Origin of the sequence: Aquimarina spinulae (assembly GCF_943373825.1) — a bacterium.
GTDB lineage: Bacteria > Bacteroidota > Bacteroidia > Flavobacteriales > Flavobacteriaceae > Aquimarina > Aquimarina spinulae.
On record NZ_CALSBP010000002.1, the window covers coordinates 3909366 to 3927285 of the forward strand.

Genomic DNA, 17920 nt, shown 5'->3' on the forward strand with positions numbered 1-17920 from the left:
AACAGGAAGTCCTTATCAATTATCTTTTGAGTAGACAACTTTATACAACTACACTTCTTTTGGTGCTTTGGATCTATAAATTAGCCCTAATAACGATCCCAAAAGCACAGTTATGGCAATGGTAGGGGTGGGGCCAAAGATTAGTATACCAACTATTAACCCTAAAAGACCTCCTAAGGCACTGCCCAGAAATCTTCCGCTATTTCTTTTTTGTTGTATAACATAGATCATCGCTATAGAAAGTGTCATTCGCAATGCAGCTCCTACAATAGTTATATCTACAATACTTCTCCAAAACAGAGCTACTATAAAAGCAGCAATAACTGTAATAACAGTAGCATATCGTAAAGATTTTACTTTTTGTTCTTTTTTAGTAGTAGAAACAATATGAGAAGCCACGGCAAAAACAGAGGTGTCTGCAGTACTCATTAAACCTGCAAAAAAAAGGACTAGTAAAAGAGGTAGCCATGATTGTGCTATAAAATTCTGCATAGCATAAACAAATACGGTATCGGGATCTAAATCAGGATTTTGAATATAGGTATACAATCCAATTAAAAGCAATAGAAAAACAATACATAAAACAGGGATAATGGCAAGACTCAATCCTCTCTTTAATGATTTTTCATCTTTAGCGGCATAACAAAGCTGGTATCGATCTGCTAATCCAAAAACAGATAACCCCCCATATAAAACTAAACCTATAACGCTACCAATAGTCACATTTTTGTCTGTACTACTACTAAGGATCATACCAAAATCCTTACTATCAAACATGCCATAAATTAATATGCAGAGAAATACTATTATTATTACTGCCTGAAAAATATCAGTAACAATTACAGCTTTAAAACCAGAAAATAAAACATATACCATAACTACAATTGCTGTAATCAATAGTGCAGTTTCATAAGGAAGAATTTCGAAGAATGCAATGATCTTTGCACCACCTGCCAGGGATAATAATATCCAGAAAAACTGAACCACTATAGTTATAAAATTGGTAACAGTAGCTGTGTTTTTATTACTTGTCACAAAAGCAGGTAGATCTCCCTGTGTATAGAACTTACCCTGTTTAGATAACCTTTTTATTTTTGGCGCGGCCCAAAATGCAAATAAAAAATAACCAATTACAGACCCTAAAGACATGGCAAAAAGTCCCCAACCAAATTTATAGGCATAACCTGTATATGTAATTAAAGTACTGACCCCAATTGCACCTGCGAATTTAGAGAATAGAATGGCGTAAGCACTTTTGTTCCTTCCTCCTATAAGAAAATCTTCACTTGATGATGATCTGGATATATAGATCGACAAACCAATGATTAAGATGATGTAAGCACTTAGGTAAAGATAGATTTCCATACGGAGTTTATTTTTTTCTTTCTACAAATTCTAATTGATCAATACTTACATTAGTGGTAAAAACTCCGTAATTAACAATAGCTTTACCTTTTTCTATGGTGTCTATAGTACCTATAGATTTTCCATCAATCATTCGTACTCGATCACCAATTTTTAACGTTACTTTTGGTTTTGCTGCCTCGATCTTTTCTTCTTTCTTTTTTTCTTCCTTTTTCTTTTTACGAATTACCTGTACTTTTTCTATAACTTCTTTTACGACTTTTTTCTCTTTGTCTTTTTCTACTTTTCGTTGCTTAGGGCTTTGTTTTTTTCGTTTGGAGTTTTCTACCTCAACGATTTTTATGAATTCGTTAATTAGCTCTCTTTTTTTCTTATTGTTAAAGTATTTTTCGCTAAGATCATCAATTTTTTGACCCAGATAGATCATTCTTTGATTACTGTCATATAACTCCTGATAGCTTTCGAGCTTACGCTGAATACGCTGATTTGTCTTTTCTAAGCGTTCTTTTTCTTCTTCTGCTTTTTGTTCTTTGGTTTTGAGTCCAGCAGTAGTTTTTTGTAGTTTTGATCTTTCTTTTTGAAGATTAGCAATACTTTTATCAAAACGAATTTTACCGCGTTCTACTTTTTTCTTTGCTTTATTGATAAGGCTATACGGGATCCCATTTTTTTGAGCGACTTCAAAAGTAAAAGAACTTCCTGCTTCACCTAAGTGTAATTTAAATAGAGGTTCTAGTGTTTTTGAATCGAATAGCATATTGGCATTACTCATATTTGGTAACTCATTAGCCAACATTTTTAAATTAGCATAATGTGTTGTGATAATCCCAAAAGATGCTCTTTCATAGAATACCTCTAGAAAGGCTTCAGCTAGAGCTCCACCAAGTTCGGGATCACTACCTGTTCCAAACTCATCAATTAGAAATAGTGTTTTGTTATTACATTTCCGTAAGAAATAATTCATGTTTTTCAAACGATAACTGTATGTACTTAGATGGTTTTCTATAGATTGATTATCACCTATATCGGTAAGAATAACATCGAATAGACACATTCTACTGTACTCGTGTACAGGAATAAGCATTCCGCTTTGCAACATTATCTGTAGTAGTCCAATAGTTTTTAAGGTAATACTTTTTCCACCGGCATTAGGGCCTGATATAACAATAATTTGATTCTTCTCGTTTAATGTTATGGTCTGTGGGAAGGTTTTCTCTCCTTTTATTTTATTGGTGTGATATAATAATGGGTGATATGCATCTTTAAGTGTTAACTCTCTGTCTGTAGTGATTTTTGGTAACACAGCATTAAGTTGACCTGCGTATTTTGATTTTGCAGAAACAACATCGACATCACTTAAGTATTCTTGATAGTGCTCAAATAATTCGGTAAACGGACGTAATTTGTTAGTGAGTTCTTTTAGTATTTTTACGACTTCTTCTCGTTCTTCGTATTGAAGGTTACTGAGTTCACGACTAAATTGTAAAGTAGCTTCGGGTTCTATATAAACAATACTTCCGGTTTTAGAATTGCCCATAATAGCACCTTTTACTTTACGTCGGTACATGGCTGTTACTGCCAGAACTCTTCGGTTATCTACAACACTTTCTTTAATTTCATCCAGATAACCCAAGCTGTTATATCGAGATAAATCTTTTCCGAAACTTCCATTTAGTTTTCCCTGTACACTATGAATATCTTTTCGAAGACGTTGTAGCACAGGAGAAGCATTATCTTTAACCTCTCCGAATTTATCAATTACCATTTCGATTAGATGAATAACCTCTTTGGTAAATGTTACTCTAGAAGATGTTTGATGTAATGTAGGGTATAGCTCTGCGTTTTTTCTAAAAAAGTATAGTAAATCATTAGTAGTTGTACTAATAGAAATCAATCGTTTTAGATTTGAAGCTTCTAAAAATGTGTTTTCAATATTCAATAATTGAATTTCTTTATTAATACTATCGAATCCATGATTGGGTATACGAGCATCATTGAATAGTGAAGATTTATATTCGAATACTTCTTGTAAGGCAATATGAAGTTGCTCTTCGGTATCGAAGGGAGCAACTTGTAATGCTTTCAACTTACCAAAATCTGTATTGCACTGTTCTGCAATATGTTTCTGCACAGTATCAAATTCTAGATCGTCTAGTGTTTTTTTAGAAATACGAATCATACTTTTTTTTACCCTATTTTTGGGTTATATTCGGTCAGTTTTAGAACAGGGCAAAAGTACACAATTGCTATAATTTTTTGACATCTATATGAATGTAAATATTGAACCTTCTTGGAATCAGCAACTTAAAGAGGAATTTGACAAGCCATATTTTGCTTCATTAGTAGATTTTGTGAAAACAGAATATAAAAATAACACATGTTATCCAAGCGGAAATGAGATATTTTCTGCTTTTGATCATTGTAGTTTTGATGATGTTAAAGTAGTTGTGATTGGTCAGGATCCCTATCATGGAGTAGGGCAAGCCAATGGTTTGTGTTTTTCTGTTACTAATGGTATTGATATGCCTCCATCATTGATAAATATTTTTAAGGAAATTGAAACAGACTTAAAGTTACCTTTTCCTTCAAATGGAAATTTAGAGCGTTGGGCAAAACAAGGTGTTTTATTATTGAATGCTACGCTTACTGTTAGAGCGCATCAAGCTGGATCTCATCAAAATAAAGGATGGGAACAATTTACAGATGCAGTTATCCAAACGATATCAGATACAAAAAAGAATGTTATTTTTTTGTTGTGGGGTGGTTATGCTAAGAAAAAAGGAGCTAAGATAGATAGATCAAAACATCATGTTTTAACTAGTGGGCATCCTTCTCCACTAAGTGCTAACAGAGGGTATTGGTTTGGGAATAAGCATTTTAGTAAAACCAATTCATACTTGCTTGAAACGAATCAAACCGAAATAAATTGGTAAATATGCTTATGCCGCGTTAGGTATCTCAGAAGATTTCGACTTATCTGAAGACTGATCGGATACCGAGTTAATCTGAACTTTTTGTGTTTTTGATTTCTTTTTGTCTGTATCAACAGATTGCATGCTTAATTTAAGCAGAACAAAATTGAAGACAATAAGACTTGCGAGAATTATTAGAAAAGTTACCATAATAGATTTGTTAGTTAATCATTAGATGCAATGCACTTAAAAAGGTTGCGTATGCGCTAATAATTAGTTCATTTTATTGGGGGTAGGCTCGGCAAATGTACAAATTTTTTTATTTGTATAGACGCTTGCTATAGAGATATTTAAGAATTAAGTATTTGCTAAGAGTTTCCTCTGTGCGTTTTATATATTATATTTTTAACCTTAATTTTTTTAATATCCTTTATTAAGTAACGCTTTAGATTAGGATATCCCTACCCTATATTTTTACTTTTTTTAATTTATTATAGGTATATGCAGATCTTAGATGTCATAAATTAGTTTTTTGGGAGCTATTTTTTTGTTAATGATTTGTAGGTTAAATAAATAATCTTGAACCTCTATAAGTGTTTCTTTTTTAATAAGAGACTGGCTCCATTCTGTGTGTTGTAACCATTTCTGTATATCTTCTAATTGTTGATCATACCTATAAGCAAGAGTTCTATCTATACTAGGGATATGTTTAAAATCTGTAGTGGTAGTGTTTATAATATCTAGAATAGCTTTTATTTCTTCTTTTTTGGTATTGAGTATATCTTCTCTTACGGCTATAACAAAACATGGCCAGGGGGTGGGACAGTCTACAACTCGTCTAAAAACCCCATTGTCGACCAATGGTTTTGTAGTAAAATGTTCCCACATAAAATAATCAGCTTTCCCATTAGTTAATGCTTCAACTGCTCCATCCAGGTTTTTTACAACTTCAAATTGTAGGTGGGAGGTGTCCCAATTTTGGTTTTGGGCATTTACATAAGCCATTAAATGTGAACCAGATCCATATCTACTAATAGCAGCTTTTGTATTTTGAAGCTCAGAAAGATTGGTATAGTTAGAATGAACACTTACATGAATCCCCCATATAAGAGGTGTTTGAATATATGTTTGTACAATTTTACTAGGATTACCTGCAATAATATCTTTTACGATTCCTTCTGTAAGGATTATTGCCATGTCGATATCCTGATTTCTTAACGCTTCGCACATTGCTCCTGTACCACCAGGATATTCTGTCCATTCTAATTGTATATTGTTTTTTAGATAGCTTCCGTCTTCAATAGTTAAATGCCAGGGTAGATTGAAGTGCTCAGGAACACCACCTATTTTTATAGTATGCATGCTATCTGAAATTAATAAATGTGTATTTCATCGATTATTTATGTTTTTTAACGATAAAAATAAATGATTTTTGTATATTTGAATCATTATTACTTTAAAGAATTTTATATTTAAAAAGTTTTAACCCCAAATAAAAACAATATTGCTATGAAAAAGAATTTTTTAAAAAATAAAAATACATATGTAAAGGTTGCGAAGTTAAAAAATAATTCTCTAGAGAATGGTATCGTAGTCTTTATTGCAGTATTGTTGCTTACTAATTTATTAATTAGTCTTAAAATATTATTTGGTTAATATGTTTAGAAATAACTAATTATTAACCAAATAATAAAAAAAGAATGAGGACCTACACTCATTCTTTTTTATTTTATACACACTATTATTTATGGGTGATAACTTGCTATTTTGTCTAAAGTATATTTGATAAGCTTCTCTACGGTTTCTTTTGGGTTTTGACTAAACTCCCCGGTAGCACGATTAGCCACAATGGCATTCATGGATACAGCTTTGTGTCCTAGTAATTTTGCCAATCCGTATATACCAGCAGTTTCCATTTCCAAATTGGTTATTTTTTTATCCCCATATACAAAAGAGGCTATTTTTGTATTAAGTTCTTGATCTTGTAATGGTAACCTTAATACTCTTCCCTGTGGGCCATAAAAACCTACATTGGTCACTGTATGTCCTTTTTGAACAGTATTACTTAACATATGTTCTCCTAATTTTTTATCATATGCTACTGTATATGGCTTTGATTTATTTTGATCCAGATCTATATGTTTTGCCAAAGCCTCCGAAATTTCGGGTAATTGTACATGGAGACTTTTATAGAAATGTAAAAGGCTATCAAAACCAGTAGCAATTTCTGAAACCACAAAACTATCTATAGGAATATCTGGTTGTATGGATCCAGAAGTTCCTATGCGAATAATATGTAATGTGGTATGCTCTATTTTGTTTTTACGAGTGATAAGATCAATATTAACTAAGGCATCTAGTTCATTACAGACAATGTCTATATTATCGGTACCGATACCTGTAGAAATTACTGTAATTCTATGGCCTTTATAAATTCCTGTTTGTGTATGAAATTCTCGTTTACGAATTTTGCACTCGATAGTGTCAAAATATTGTGTTACCTGGTCAACCCGATCAGGATCCCCAACAGTTATTATCGTCTGGGCAAGATGTTCTGGTTTAAGGTTTAGATGGTAAATACTTCCATCTTTGTTAAGAATAAGTTCAGATTCGGCTATAGCCATATTACAATTTTAACAGTGTGTGTGTTTCATTATTATACAAGTAATCGTATTTTTTGACACCTCCATAATACCAATCGAGTATTTGTGTATTATAAAAGTTTTTTTTGTGTTGTAACGCTAGCTTTCCTCTTTCTGATAATACAAGTCTATCTTTTGTTTGATCCAAAAACTGAAAAAGCCTTGCAAGCACACGTTTCATTTGCATATCGCCATATCCATAATACCCTTGATACTCCAAAGCGTATCCCATAAGTTGTTTAATATTCTTGATATGATAATTATCTATCATTTCAAGAATATTATGTTCTAGGATATTAAGTCCGGTTAGCATGTTAGGAAAACGCTGCAAATGTGCTCTTAGGCATATAGACATATATTCGAAAGAAGAATCTCTTTTAATCTGTCCTGCCATTTTCTGAGGTTTTGATTCGCAGTATAATGTCCAGATATGAGAAGCAAATTCAAGGTCATCTACGGTTAATAAAACTTTCTTTTTATAATGTTCTTTTAGTTGTTTTTCAGATAATTCGCAAAGTCCAAATAGCTTTTTCTCGTGCTCAATTCTACCACTACAAACCAAATAAACAGGAATGTCTTTAATTCCTTTACGAAGTAATAAACTAATTGCGGCAATCATATTAATATGGCAGAATAAGTCATATTCAAACCATAGTATGATTTCGGTATAGTTCGTAAGGTTATCTACTTTTTTGAGTTGCGAAACAAATTTTTCTTCATAATCAGAAGAACCTATTCTATAGTATTTTTTCAGAAAAGCTTCTCGTATTTTGATAGCATCTTCTGTTTCTACTTCAATTTTGGTAGGCCCCTCGCAAAGCATTTCACGCCAGGTCATAAATTCTCCGGTAGCAAGATCTAACTCTTTCATTCTACGAGTTAGACTATCTCCGTTAGTAATATGTAATGTGTTTTTCCCCAAAATAGTTATTGATTTATTATCCTCCGACACGTTTTACTTTAAACCCTTTTTCTTTAAGAATATCCATAATTTGATCTCTATAATCACCTTGTATAATTATAGCATCATTTTTAAAACTACCACCAACACTTAAACGAGTTTTTAATTCTTTAGCGAGTTTTTTAAAATCTTCATCAGCACCAGTATATCCCTCGAGTATAGTGATGGGTTTTCCTTTTCGCTTTTCATATTTGCAAAGTATTGGATCATCCTGCATCCATATTTGACCTTGATCATCTTGTACGTTTTTTTCTTCCTCTTTTGGTTGATGATCAGGAAATAATTTTTTTAATTGATCTTGTAAATCCATACGGAGTTTATTTTTTTATTAATCCAATTTCTACAAGTCTTTGATGTAAGAATTCTCCAGCGGTAGTATCCTCATAGTGCTTAGGATTATCCTCTGTAATACACTCTTCTAAGCAATTTAGCTTCATATCACTTCTTGGGTGCATAAAGAAAGGAATAGAATATCTTGGTTTTCCCCATTGATCTTTAGGAGGATTTATTACTCGATGTATTGTAGATCGAAGTTTATTATTAGTATGTCGTTCTAGCATATCTCCAACATTAATAACCAGTTCATCCTCTTCTGGGAGCGCATCAATCCATTGTCCGTCTCTATGTTGCACTTGTAGTCCTCCTGTAGAAGCTCCCATTAACAATGTAATAAGGTTAATGTCTCCATGTGCTCCTGCTCTAACTGCACCTTTAGGTTCTTCTTTAATAGGAGGGTAGTGAATAGGGCGTAGGATACTATTACCATTACTTGCCCAATGATCAAAATAATGTTCATCAAGACCAATATGTATAGCTAATGCTCTAAGAACATATATTCCTGTCTTTTCTAACATTTTATAAGCTTCCATTCCTGTAGTGTTAAAGCCTTTCAATTCTTCAACAACAACATTATCTGGATATTCTTCAATTAAGTTGGCATCTGCATCTGGTTCTTGCCCAAAATGCCAAAACTCTTTAAGGTCTCCTTCTTTTTTACCCTTGGCATGTTCTTTACCAAAAGAAGTGTAGCCTCTTTGCCCACCTAATCCTTCGATTTCATACTTTTCTTTAGTAGTTGTAGGTAATGCGAAAAAATCTTTAATTTCCTTATATAAATCTTCTACAAGTTTGTCACTCAAAAAATGATTTTTCAATGCTACAAAGCCTATTTCTTCATAGGCTTTTCCTATTTCGTTGACAAATTTTTGTTTTCGTGAAGGGTCATTTGATAAAAAATCTGCCAAATCTACGCTTGGTATATTATTCATTAGTCTATTCATTTGTGTATTGAAGAACTAAAATAGGTGTATTTGACCGAAAACTCCTAATAGGACTTCAAATTTATTTATAGCTGCAAAATATCGGTCAAATTTGTTAATTATGGACTTCTAATCCTTAATTCATGGTAAATTTAACTAATTCATAGAATTGTTTAGGGTAAATTAACAACTACTTAATAATATTGTAATTGGGATGCGAGTTGTGAAGTAAAAATAAGTATTTTTACCTAACAAATTTTCTGCTATGGAGCACATTTCAAAGGAAAAAATAGAACTACATTTTGACCGAAAAGAATACAAAGATGATCAGCTGATCTCATTATACCTCAAAATGCTTAAACCCAGGCTTATTGAAGAGAAAATGCTTGTGTTATTACGACAAGGAAAAATATCTAAATGGTTTAGTGGTATTGGGCAAGAAGCAATATCTGTAGGGATAACAGCTGCTTTAGAAAACGAAGAATACATATTGCCAATGCATCGCAATTTGGGAGTATTTACAGCGCGAGACATTCCTTTATACCGATTGTTTAGTCAATGGCAAGGAAAAGCAAATGGGTTTACCAAAGGGCGTGATCGTTCTTTTCATTTCGGAACACAAGATTATAATATTGTAGGTATGATTTCTCACCTGGGACCACAAATGGGTATAGCGTGTGGTATCGCTATGGGGAATCTTTTAAAAAAGAACAATAAAGTTACTGCGGTTTTTACGGGAGAAGGAGGAACTAGTGAAGGAGATTTTCATGAAGCGCTTAATGTAGCTTCGGTATGGAGCTTACCAGTACTATTCTGTATAGAAAATAATGGTTACGGGTTATCTACTCCAACCAGCGAACAATATAATTGTAAACACCTTGCAGATCGAGGCTTAGGATATGGTATGGAGTCTCATATTATTGATGGAAATAATATATTAGAAGTATATGATAAGGTAAGCAAATTAGCCAAAAGTATTAGGATCAATCCTCGACCGGTTTTATTAGAGTTTAAAACGTTTAGAATGCGAGGGCATGAAGAAGCAAGTGGAACAAAGTATGTGCCTAAGGAATTAATGGAGCAGTGGAGTGTTAAAGATCCCATAAAAAACTATAAGAATTATCTGATAGATCAGGGGATAATTTCTGATGAAGATGATCGTGAAAAAAAATCCACTATAAAAAAGGAAATAGAATCCAATTGGGAGCGAGCAAATACTGAAGAAGCGATTGATGTTAATTTGGATAAAGAGTTAAATGATGTGTATACATCTTTTGATTATAAAGAAATAAAACCCGGTACCGATACAAAAGAACAAAGGTTGATCGATGCTATTTCTGATGGTCTAAAAGAAAGTATGCATCGGTATGATAAGCTTGTGATTATGGGGCAGGATATCGCAGAATATGGAGGAGTTTTTAAAATTACAGAAGGCTTTTTAGATGCATTCGGAAAAGAACGAGTACGAAATACTCCAATTTGTGAATCAGGAATTGTTTCTGCAGGGTATGGTCTGTCTATTAATGACTATAAGGCTGTTGTCGAAATGCAATTTGCAGATTTTGTGTCTTCAGGGTTTAACCCGATCGTTAATCTATTAGCAAAATCAAATTATCGATGGAGCCAATCGGCAGATGTTGTGATTAGAATGCCTTGTGGTGCAGGTGTTGCGGCAGGGCCGTTTCATAGTCAGACTAATGAAGCTTGGTTTACCAAAACACCAGGACTTAAAGTTGTCTATCCTGCATTTCCGTATGATGCAAAAGGTTTGCTAGCTACAGCAATAGAGGACCCTAATCCAGTATTGTTTTTTGAACATAAAGCACTATATAGAAGTATCCGCCAAGAGGTTCCCGAAGGGTATTATAATTTACCATTAGGTAAAGCTTCTGTGTTAAAGGAAGGAAAAGATATTACTGTCATAAGTTATGGAGCGGGTGTGCATTGGGCATTGGATGTGTTAGAAAAACATGCACACATCAATGCAGATCTTATTGATCTAAGAACATTGCAACCTTTGGATACAGATGCTATATATCAATCAGTGAAAAAAACCGGTAAAGTAATTATTTTGCAAGAAGACTCACTTTTTGGAGGTATAGCCTCGGATATTTCGGCATTAATTATGGAAAATTGCTTTACATCTCTTGATGCACCAGTAAAACGAGTAGCAAGTTTACAAACTCCGATTCCATTTGATACTAATCTTGAAACCCAATATTTAAGTAAAAACAGATTTGAAGAAGAATTGTTATTGCTATTAGAATTCTAGTTTTAATACAAGTTGTATTTATCCATAAATACTATACATAACCTTACGTTTATTTTTTTTTAACACATTGTAAAATTTTAGTTGCTAAAATTTTACAATGTGTTTTGTTTTTAATCACCTGTTTTTTAGGTAGTTAAAAACGAATATTCTGTTAATTAAGGACTTTTTAGGTTAACAAAATATTATAAATTTTAAATAGGGGTAAAATCCCCTTTAACATATGTTGTATGTTCTATAAGTAAATCTTAATTTCGCGCTGACTAAGCAAAAGCATGGTCTTTTAGACTAAAAAACAGGGGGTTAAAATATAATTCATGAACGCGAAACAACTAGAACATCTTCGTTCTTCAACAATATTAGTGACTGGTGCAGCAGGATTTATAGGGTCTAATCTTTGCGAAGCACTTTTAGAAATAGGAAGTACTGTAATAGGATTAGACAATTTTGCAACGGGGCACCAAAAAAATATCGATCCACTTTTAAAGAATTCTAACTTTACTTTTATTGAAGCAGATATTAGAAATCTTGACGATTGCCATAAAGCATGTAATGGGGTTGATTTTGTATTGCACCAGGCCGCATTAGGTTCTGTGCCAAGATCAATCAATGATCCTATTACGACTAACGATGTTAATGTAGGAGGATTTCTTAATATGCTGGTAGCCTCAAGAGATGCAGGGGTAAAACGTTTTATCTATGCTGCAAGCTCTTCGACATATGGTGATTCTGAAGCTTTGCCAAAAGTAGAAGAAAAAATAGGGAAACCATTATCACCCTATGCTATAACTAAATATGTTAACGAACTGTATGCTGATAATTTTAAAAGAACATATGATTTAGATACTGTAGGGTTACGATACTTTAATGTATTTGGTCGTAAACAAGATCCTAATGGGGCATATGCTGCAGTTATTCCAAAATTTGTAATGCAGTTTATGAAATATGAATCCCCGATAATTAATGGAGATGGCTTATTCTCAAGAGATTTCACTTATATTGATAATGTAATCCAAATGAACTTACTGGCGATAGTTTCTGATAATGAAGAAGCTATAAATAATGTTTATAATACAGCTTACGGAGAAAGAACAACGCTAAACGAATTAACGGTTTTGTTAAAAGAATATTTATCTACATATGACGCCGCTATTGCAGATGTAGATATTGTGTATGGGCCAGAACGTAAAGGTGATATACCACATTCTTTAGCATCTGTAGATAAAGCAAAAACACTTTTGGGGTATGCTCCAAAATTTGATATCAAATCAGGATTAAAAGAAGCCGTAAAATGGTATTGGAAGCATTTAAAATAGACTCCAAATTTCTAGTAAATAAAGAATAACTATGCAAAATATTAAGATTGCCATCATTGGATTAGGATATGTAGGGTTACCTCTAGCCAGATTATTTGCAACCAAATATCCCGTAATAGGTTTTGATATTAATGAAAAAAGAATCAAAGAATTACGTTCAGGAACCGATTCTACCTTAGAAGTAGAAGATGAGTTATTAAAATCAGTATTGAAAGATACTAATGATTTGGATAAAAACGGACTCTATTGTTCTTTTGATATAGAAGATATAAAAGGTTGTAATTATTATGTGATTACAGTGCCTACTCCGGTAGATAAAAATAACAGGCCAGATCTTACACCTTTGTATAAGTCTAGTGAAGCTGTTGGAAAAGTATTAAAAAAAGGAGATATTGTTATTTATGAATCTACTGTATATCCAGGAGTTACCGAAGAAGAATGTGTTCCTGTACTGGAGCAAATAAGTGGATTGAAATTTAATGAAGACTTTTTTGCAGGATACTCACCAGAGCGAATTAATCCGGGGGATAAAAAACACACAGTAGAGAAAATCCTAAAAGTTACAGCAGGATCTACTCCAGAGATTGGAAAAAAAGTAGATGATTTATATGCCTCTATTATTACTGCAGGGACTCATCTTGCACCAACCATAAAAGTGGCAGAAGCAGCAAAAGTTATCGAAAATTCGCAAAGAGATATTAATATCGCTTTTGTTAATGAGTTGGCTAAGATCTTTAACCTAATGGATATAGATACCAATGATGTATTAGAAGCAGCGGGAACCAAATGGAATTTCCTTCCTTTTAAACCAGGACTTGTAGGTGGTCATTGTATTGGTGTCGATCCATATTATTTGGCTCAACGTGCGCAAGAATTTGGATATCATCCAGAAATTATCTTAGCAGGACGTAGATTAAATGATAGTATGGGACAGTATGTATCATCAGAAGTGATTAAGCTTATGGTGAAACACGATATTCATATAAAAGGCGCTAAAGTATTGGTGCTTGGTGTAACGTTTAAAGAAAATTGCCCTGATGTGCGTAATACAAGGGCAGTTGATGTTATTAGACAATTAGGTGATTTTGGAACCCATGTTACTGTATATGACCCATGGGCAAATCCTGATGAAGTAATGCATGAATATAATCTGGAAACAACAATTGATTTACCAAAAGAAAAATATGATGCAGTAGTATTAACAGTTGCGCATAAAGAATTTTTAGATATAGATTTAAAATCTATGCTTTCACCAAACGGTATTCTATATGATGTTAAAGGGATATTGAAAGAAAAGGTACACGGAAGATTATAATAGAATAGTCAACTGGTAGCATAACAAAATAACAATTTAAGACCAATTATTTTGAGCCAATTAAAAAAAGGGGCATTACTAACTTACCTAAAGATTTTCCTTACTAATGTTATAGGTATTGTGATTACACCTTTGATCGTTAGTTATTTGGGAAAAGATGAATATGGTATATTTAATGCAATTGGAGCATTAATAGGTACCATTGCTCTTTTGGATTTTGGTCTTACCAATACAGTTGTTCGGTTTATAGCTAAATATAGAGCAGAGAAAGATAGAAAAGGAGAAGAAAATTTTTTAGCTACAGTTGGAATATTATATTTTGTTATTTCTTTACTCGTTATTATTCTCGGGATTATTTTCTATTTCTTTATAGACTCATACTTTACTAAGTTTAGTGCCGAAGAACTCAGAATAGCCAAAGTAATGTTTGTTATTTTGATTTTTAATCTGGCAATTCAACTTCCCGGAATGATCTTTACAGGAATCTGTAAAGGATATGAAGCATTTGTATTTCCAGAATCTGTTAGTGTTATCCGATATCTTCTAAGGTCGGTGACAGTAGTAGCTGTACTTTTTTTAGGAGGTCGTGCCATATCGTTGGTAATAGTCGATTCGGTATTTAATATTCTTACCATTTCGGTATCTGCTTATTACGTGATTAAAAAACTTAATGTACGATTTAAATTGCATAAGCTCTCTAAAGCATTTATCAAACAAATATTAAAATATTCTAGTTGGATTTTTGTGTTTTCTATTGTAGGGATGCTACAGTGGAAATCTGGTAGTTGGGTGCTGGGGGCTATGAGTGTACCAAAAGTTTTAGGTATTTATGGTATTGGAATCGCCCTTGGAACGTATTACGGAGCTTTTTCTACTGCAATATCCAGTGTTTTTTTACCTAGAGCAACACAAATGACAGTAAGAAATGCAACAGGAGAAGAGTTAACCGATATGATGATCAAGTTAGGTAGGTTATCTTTTATTGTGCTAATGTATGTACTTAGTGCCTTTATACTGTATGGAGAACAATTTATTAATTTATGGGTAGGAGGAGGAGAGTTAGAAACCGATGGTAAGTATAATACACAAGAATGTAGAGAGATATACAGTATTGCATTGATCATCATGATAGGATATACTTTGCCATTACTGCAAGCATTTGGGAATTCTATTCTCGAAGCAAAAAACAAATTGTCTTTTAAAGCAATTCTATACCTTGTGTTTATGATTTTAGGTGCTGTACTGGGAGGATTTCTGGCAATCAAATATAGTGCATTAGGAATGATTTCTGGGTTGGTTGCAGGATGGTTAGTCGTACAAAATGTGATGAATTTTTATTATCATAAAAAAATAGGCTTAAATATCTTTCGATTTTTTAAAGAACTATTTCATAAAACATTATTGGTCGTATTTGTTGTAATTTTTATCGGTTATTTTATTAATTATGTTCCTGGGGATGGCTGGTTGAATTTTGTGATAAAAGGAAGTATATATACTGTGATTTTTGGGATACTTATGTATTTTGTAGGAATGCTTAACTATGAGAGAGAATTATTTTCAAAACCAATAGCCGCAGTACTAAAACGAAAATAAATTGTAATGGGAAAACTAACACTTCATACAATATCATATTCTGACGAAGGCAAAAAAATTGTTTATGATTATTCTGCCGAGGTTAATGTCCAGAAATATTTGGTGCAAGATAAACCGCTTTACTCTACATATGGTATTGATGTAAGTAGTGTGCCAGATAGTATAGCAGTAATCCCGTTTTTGTCTAATATCATGCCTATTGCATGGTATGCAGGATTTACAGTTGAGGTAGAAGAAGTTGACGAAGATTTTTATAAAGCCTTAGAATTAGTACACAAAGAGTTTCTAAAGAGAGATTCATTACATACGGTAAAAGGTAAACTAGAAGCTAAAAAACTGGTTAAAAACAAAATCATAGGAGATAAATCATCTATGTTGTTTAGTGGCGGAGTAGATGCTTATGCTACGTACATAAGGATTTTTGAAAAGAAACCTGATCTGATAACAATTCATGGGGCCGATATTGAGATAGATGACCATTCTCAATGGGAAGATTTTACCAATTTTATTGAAACAGAGAAGCTATTAGAAAAAAATAATCAAGAATATATAGAAACAAATCTTAGAGAATTTTATACCTATCAGGTAGAACTCCTGCTTAAAGATATAGGGTGGTGGGGCAAAGTGCAACACGGTCTTGCTCTAATTGGTTCATTGGCACCATTGTCTTTTATCTACAAATATTCTTCTATCTACATTGCATCATCATATACAGATCATATTGATATTGATTGGGGGTCTACTCCAGAAATAGATGAAAAGATTACATGGGCAGGAGGAGTAAAAGTATTTCATGACGGATATGAACTAAAAAGGCAAGATAAAGTAGATTTGATAGCACAGTTTGCTTCGAATACTGATAATAAGTTTAAACTTAGAGTATGCTATTCTGAACTAAGAACAGAGTTTAATTGTAGTAATTGCGAAAAATGTTTTAGAACAATCTTAGGACTTATTTTAAATGGAAAGAATCCTAATGATTATGGTTTTAATGTTGATGAGACTGTATATGATAAGTTTTATCAAGTATTAGAAATTGGTTCGGGGAGCAAAGGAGTAAAATACTTTTGGTGGGAACTCATGGAGAAAGCAAAAAATACAGATCAGTTTTATGTTTTTAAGGATAAAGAAAAAGAAACTTCTCAAATCAATAAAATTAGAGATGGTAAGATCGATCAACTTTTAGAGCAAAAAATAAATACCTCTAACAAAGGAAAACAAAGGATTAGATTTATTATAAGAAATAAATTTCCCTGGTTACAAAAGTTATATAGAAAAATAAGATACTAAACAAAACAAAATTTAAACGTATGAAATACGGACTACTGACATATGTTGAGAATAAGCGGTTTTTTAATGTTGGAGACAATATTCAAAGTTTGGCCGCAAAACAATTTTTACCAAACATCGATATTTTTCTAAATAGAGAGAAATTAGGTGATTATAAAGGAGAGCCGGTAAAGCTTATCATGAATGGTTGGTTTACTCATAATACTCATAATTGGGTTCCATCAAAAGATATTGATCCAGTATTTGTTTCTTTTCATATGAACAATACAGCTGCACCTGCAATGCTTAGTGAAAAAGGAATTGCTTACCTAAAAAAACACGAACCCATTGGATGTAGAGATCAGTTTACTGCAGATACATTAAAAGCTAAAGGAATTGATGCCTATTTTACAGGTTGCTTAACCCTAACCTTAGATTCTTATAAGGTCGATGATAGTGAGCGTGGAGAGGATATCTATATTGTAGATCCTTTATATAGCTACCCCAGGCCTGAAAAAGTTTTTTATAGTGCTAAGCATACTATAAAAAATATCCTTAATGGTACTGCTTTTCAGTTAAACAAAAAGAATAAACATCTTAAGAATTTTATCAGTAAGGATGTTTTAGATAAAGCCGAATTCATAAATCAAGAACCACCTTCTAATCAATATTCTGATGAAGAAAAATTCGAAATGGCAGAAGCACTTTTACGTAAATATGCAAAAGCTAAATTGGTTATTACGTCTAGAATTCACTGTGCATTACCATGCTTAGCCTTAGGTACTCCCGTGATTTTTGTAAATGGCTTTGATAGCTTTGTAGATTCTTGCCGATTTGATGGGATTTTAGAACTCTTTAATCGAATTGATATCAATAGTAAAACAGGAGAGTTTACAACCAATTTTAATTTAGAAGGAAAAATAGATAAAAATACTTCAGTGCAGAACCTTGAAAAACATCATGAGTTAGCTAATGCATTAAAAGAAAAGGTAAGAAACCAATTAAATAAATAAATTTTC

Annotated in this window: 14 protein-coding genes; 7 read left to right on the plus strand and 7 right to left on the minus strand. The window is 32.7% G+C overall.

Annotated features, from left to right (window positions below; all coding sequences use genetic code 11):
* Window positions 1–48 precede the first annotated feature (48 nt).
* Both NNH57_RS22220 and NNH57_RS22225 read right to left on the minus strand, forming a co-directional pair.
* Window positions 49–1365, minus strand: a complete 1317-nt coding sequence (locus NNH57_RS22220) for a sodium:solute symporter family protein (protein WP_108808831.1) — start codon at window positions 1363–1365, stop codon at window positions 49–51.
* A 7-nt stretch (window positions 1366–1372) separates the two neighbouring features.
* Window positions 1373–3544, minus strand: a complete 2172-nt coding sequence (locus tag NNH57_RS22225; RefSeq protein WP_074406545.1) for an endonuclease MutS2 — start codon at window positions 3542–3544, stop codon at window positions 1373–1375.
* Window positions 3545–3632: 88 nt separating this feature from the next.
* On the opposite strand from NNH57_RS22225, the gene NNH57_RS22230 reads away from it, so the two are divergent.
* Window positions 3633–4298 carry a uracil-DNA glycosylase gene (locus NNH57_RS22230; RefSeq protein WP_108808832.1) on the plus strand — a complete coding sequence of 222 codons (666 nt, stop codon included), beginning with the start codon at window positions 3633–3635 and terminating at the stop codon, window positions 4296–4298.
* A gap of 489 nt (window positions 4299–4787) precedes the next feature.
* Here the strand turns inward: NNH57_RS22230 and NNH57_RS22235 are convergent, their stop codons facing one another.
* From NNH57_RS22235 to NNH57_RS22255, 5 genes are all read right to left on the minus strand, one after another.
* Window positions 4788–5639, minus strand: a complete 852-nt coding sequence (locus NNH57_RS22235; protein WP_074406542.1) for a substrate-binding domain-containing protein — start codon at window positions 5637–5639, stop codon at window positions 4788–4790.
* Between the two features lie 383 nt (window positions 5640–6022).
* The gene (locus NNH57_RS22240) at window positions 6023–6901 is read right to left on the minus strand and encodes a nucleoside phosphorylase (protein ID WP_074406541.1); all 879 of its coding nucleotides are present in this window, start codon (window positions 6899–6901) and stop codon (window positions 6023–6025) included.
* Window position 6902: 1 nt separating this feature from the next.
* Window positions 6903–7871, minus strand: a complete 969-nt coding sequence (locus NNH57_RS22245) for a DUF1835 domain-containing protein (RefSeq protein ID WP_234423420.1) — start codon at window positions 7869–7871, stop codon at window positions 6903–6905.
* Window positions 7858–8190, minus strand: a complete 333-nt coding sequence (locus NNH57_RS22250) for a translation initiation factor (RefSeq protein ID WP_074406540.1) — start codon at window positions 8188–8190, stop codon at window positions 7858–7860. The genes NNH57_RS22245 and NNH57_RS22250 overlap by 14 nt, the downstream gene beginning before the upstream one ends.
* Window positions 8191–8197: 7 nt before the next feature.
* A complete protein-coding gene (locus tag NNH57_RS22255) occupies window positions 8198–9148 on the minus strand; it encodes an isopenicillin N synthase family dioxygenase (protein ID WP_074406539.1) in 951 nt (316 codons plus the stop codon).
* A 256-nt stretch (window positions 9149–9404) separates the two neighbouring features.
* Here NNH57_RS22255 and NNH57_RS22260 point away from each other — a divergent pair, with 256 nt between their 5' ends.
* The 6 genes from NNH57_RS22260 to NNH57_RS22285 all read left to right on the plus strand — a co-directional run bounded on the left by NNH57_RS22260 (window position 9405) and on the right by NNH57_RS22285 (window position 17914).
* Window positions 9405–11411, plus strand: coding sequence for an alpha-ketoacid dehydrogenase subunit alpha/beta (locus NNH57_RS22260; RefSeq protein WP_108808833.1), 2007 nt, complete (start codon window positions 9405–9407; stop codon window positions 11409–11411).
* Between the two features lie 314 nt (window positions 11412–11725).
* On the plus strand, window positions 11726–12724 hold the full coding sequence (locus NNH57_RS22265) for an SDR family oxidoreductase (RefSeq protein WP_108808834.1): 999 nt from the start codon (window positions 11726–11728) through the stop codon (window positions 12722–12724).
* A gap of 31 nt (window positions 12725–12755) precedes the next feature.
* Window positions 12756–14039 (plus strand): nucleotide sugar dehydrogenase, encoded by a 1284-nt coding sequence (locus tag NNH57_RS22270; protein WP_074406536.1) that lies wholly within the window; start codon window positions 12756–12758, stop codon window positions 14037–14039.
* A gap of 51 nt (window positions 14040–14090) precedes the next feature.
* The gene (locus NNH57_RS22275; protein ID WP_074406535.1) at window positions 14091–15632 is read left to right on the plus strand and encodes an oligosaccharide flippase family protein; all 1542 of its coding nucleotides are present in this window, start codon (window positions 14091–14093) and stop codon (window positions 15630–15632) included.
* A gap of 6 nt (window positions 15633–15638) precedes the next feature.
* The gene (locus NNH57_RS22280; protein ID WP_108808835.1) at window positions 15639–16922 is read left to right on the plus strand and encodes a hypothetical protein; all 1284 of its coding nucleotides are present in this window, start codon (window positions 15639–15641) and stop codon (window positions 16920–16922) included.
* Between the two features lie 20 nt (window positions 16923–16942).
* Window positions 16943–17914 (plus strand): polysaccharide pyruvyl transferase family protein, encoded by a 972-nt coding sequence (locus tag NNH57_RS22285; protein WP_108808836.1) that lies wholly within the window; start codon window positions 16943–16945, stop codon window positions 17912–17914.
* Window positions 17915–17920 lie beyond the last annotated feature (6 nt).

Bases quoted from the DNA above. Each gene is read 5' to 3' on its own strand.
- NNH57_RS22255 (WP_074406539.1), bottom strand. From the start codon at position 9,148: ATGAATAATATACCAAGCGTAGATTTGGCAGATTTTTTATCAAATGAC.
- NNH57_RS22280 (WP_108808835.1), top strand. From the start codon at position 15,639: ATGGGAAAACTAACACTTCATACAATATCATATTCTGACGAAGGCAAA.
- NNH57_RS22265 (WP_108808834.1), top strand. From the start codon at position 11,726: ATGAACGCGAAACAACTAGAACATCTTCGTTCTTCAACAATATTAGTG.
- NNH57_RS22235 (WP_074406542.1), bottom strand. From the start codon at position 5,639: ATGCATACTATAAAAATAGGTGGTGTTCCTGAGCACTTCAATCTACCC.
- NNH57_RS22240 (WP_074406541.1), bottom strand. From the start codon at position 6,901: ATGGCTATAGCCGAATCTGAACTTATTCTTAACAAAGATGGAAGTATT.
- NNH57_RS22260 (WP_108808833.1), top strand. From the start codon at position 9,405: ATGGAGCACATTTCAAAGGAAAAAATAGAACTACATTTTGACCGAAAA.
- NNH57_RS22250 (WP_074406540.1), bottom strand. From the start codon at position 8,190: ATGGATTTACAAGATCAATTAAAAAAATTATTTCCTGATCATCAACCA.
- NNH57_RS22230 (WP_108808832.1), top strand. From the start codon at position 3,633: ATGAATGTAAATATTGAACCTTCTTGGAATCAGCAACTTAAAGAGGAA.
- NNH57_RS22285 (WP_108808836.1), top strand. From the start codon at position 16,943: ATGAAATACGGACTACTGACATATGTTGAGAATAAGCGGTTTTTTAAT.
- NNH57_RS22270 (WP_074406536.1), top strand. From the start codon at position 12,756: ATGCAAAATATTAAGATTGCCATCATTGGATTAGGATATGTAGGGTTA.
- NNH57_RS22225 (WP_074406545.1), bottom strand. From the start codon at position 3,544: ATGATTCGTATTTCTAAAAAAACACTAGACGATCTAGAATTTGATACT.
- NNH57_RS22220 (WP_108808831.1), bottom strand. From the start codon at position 1,365: ATGGAAATCTATCTTTACCTAAGTGCTTACATCATCTTAATCATTGGT.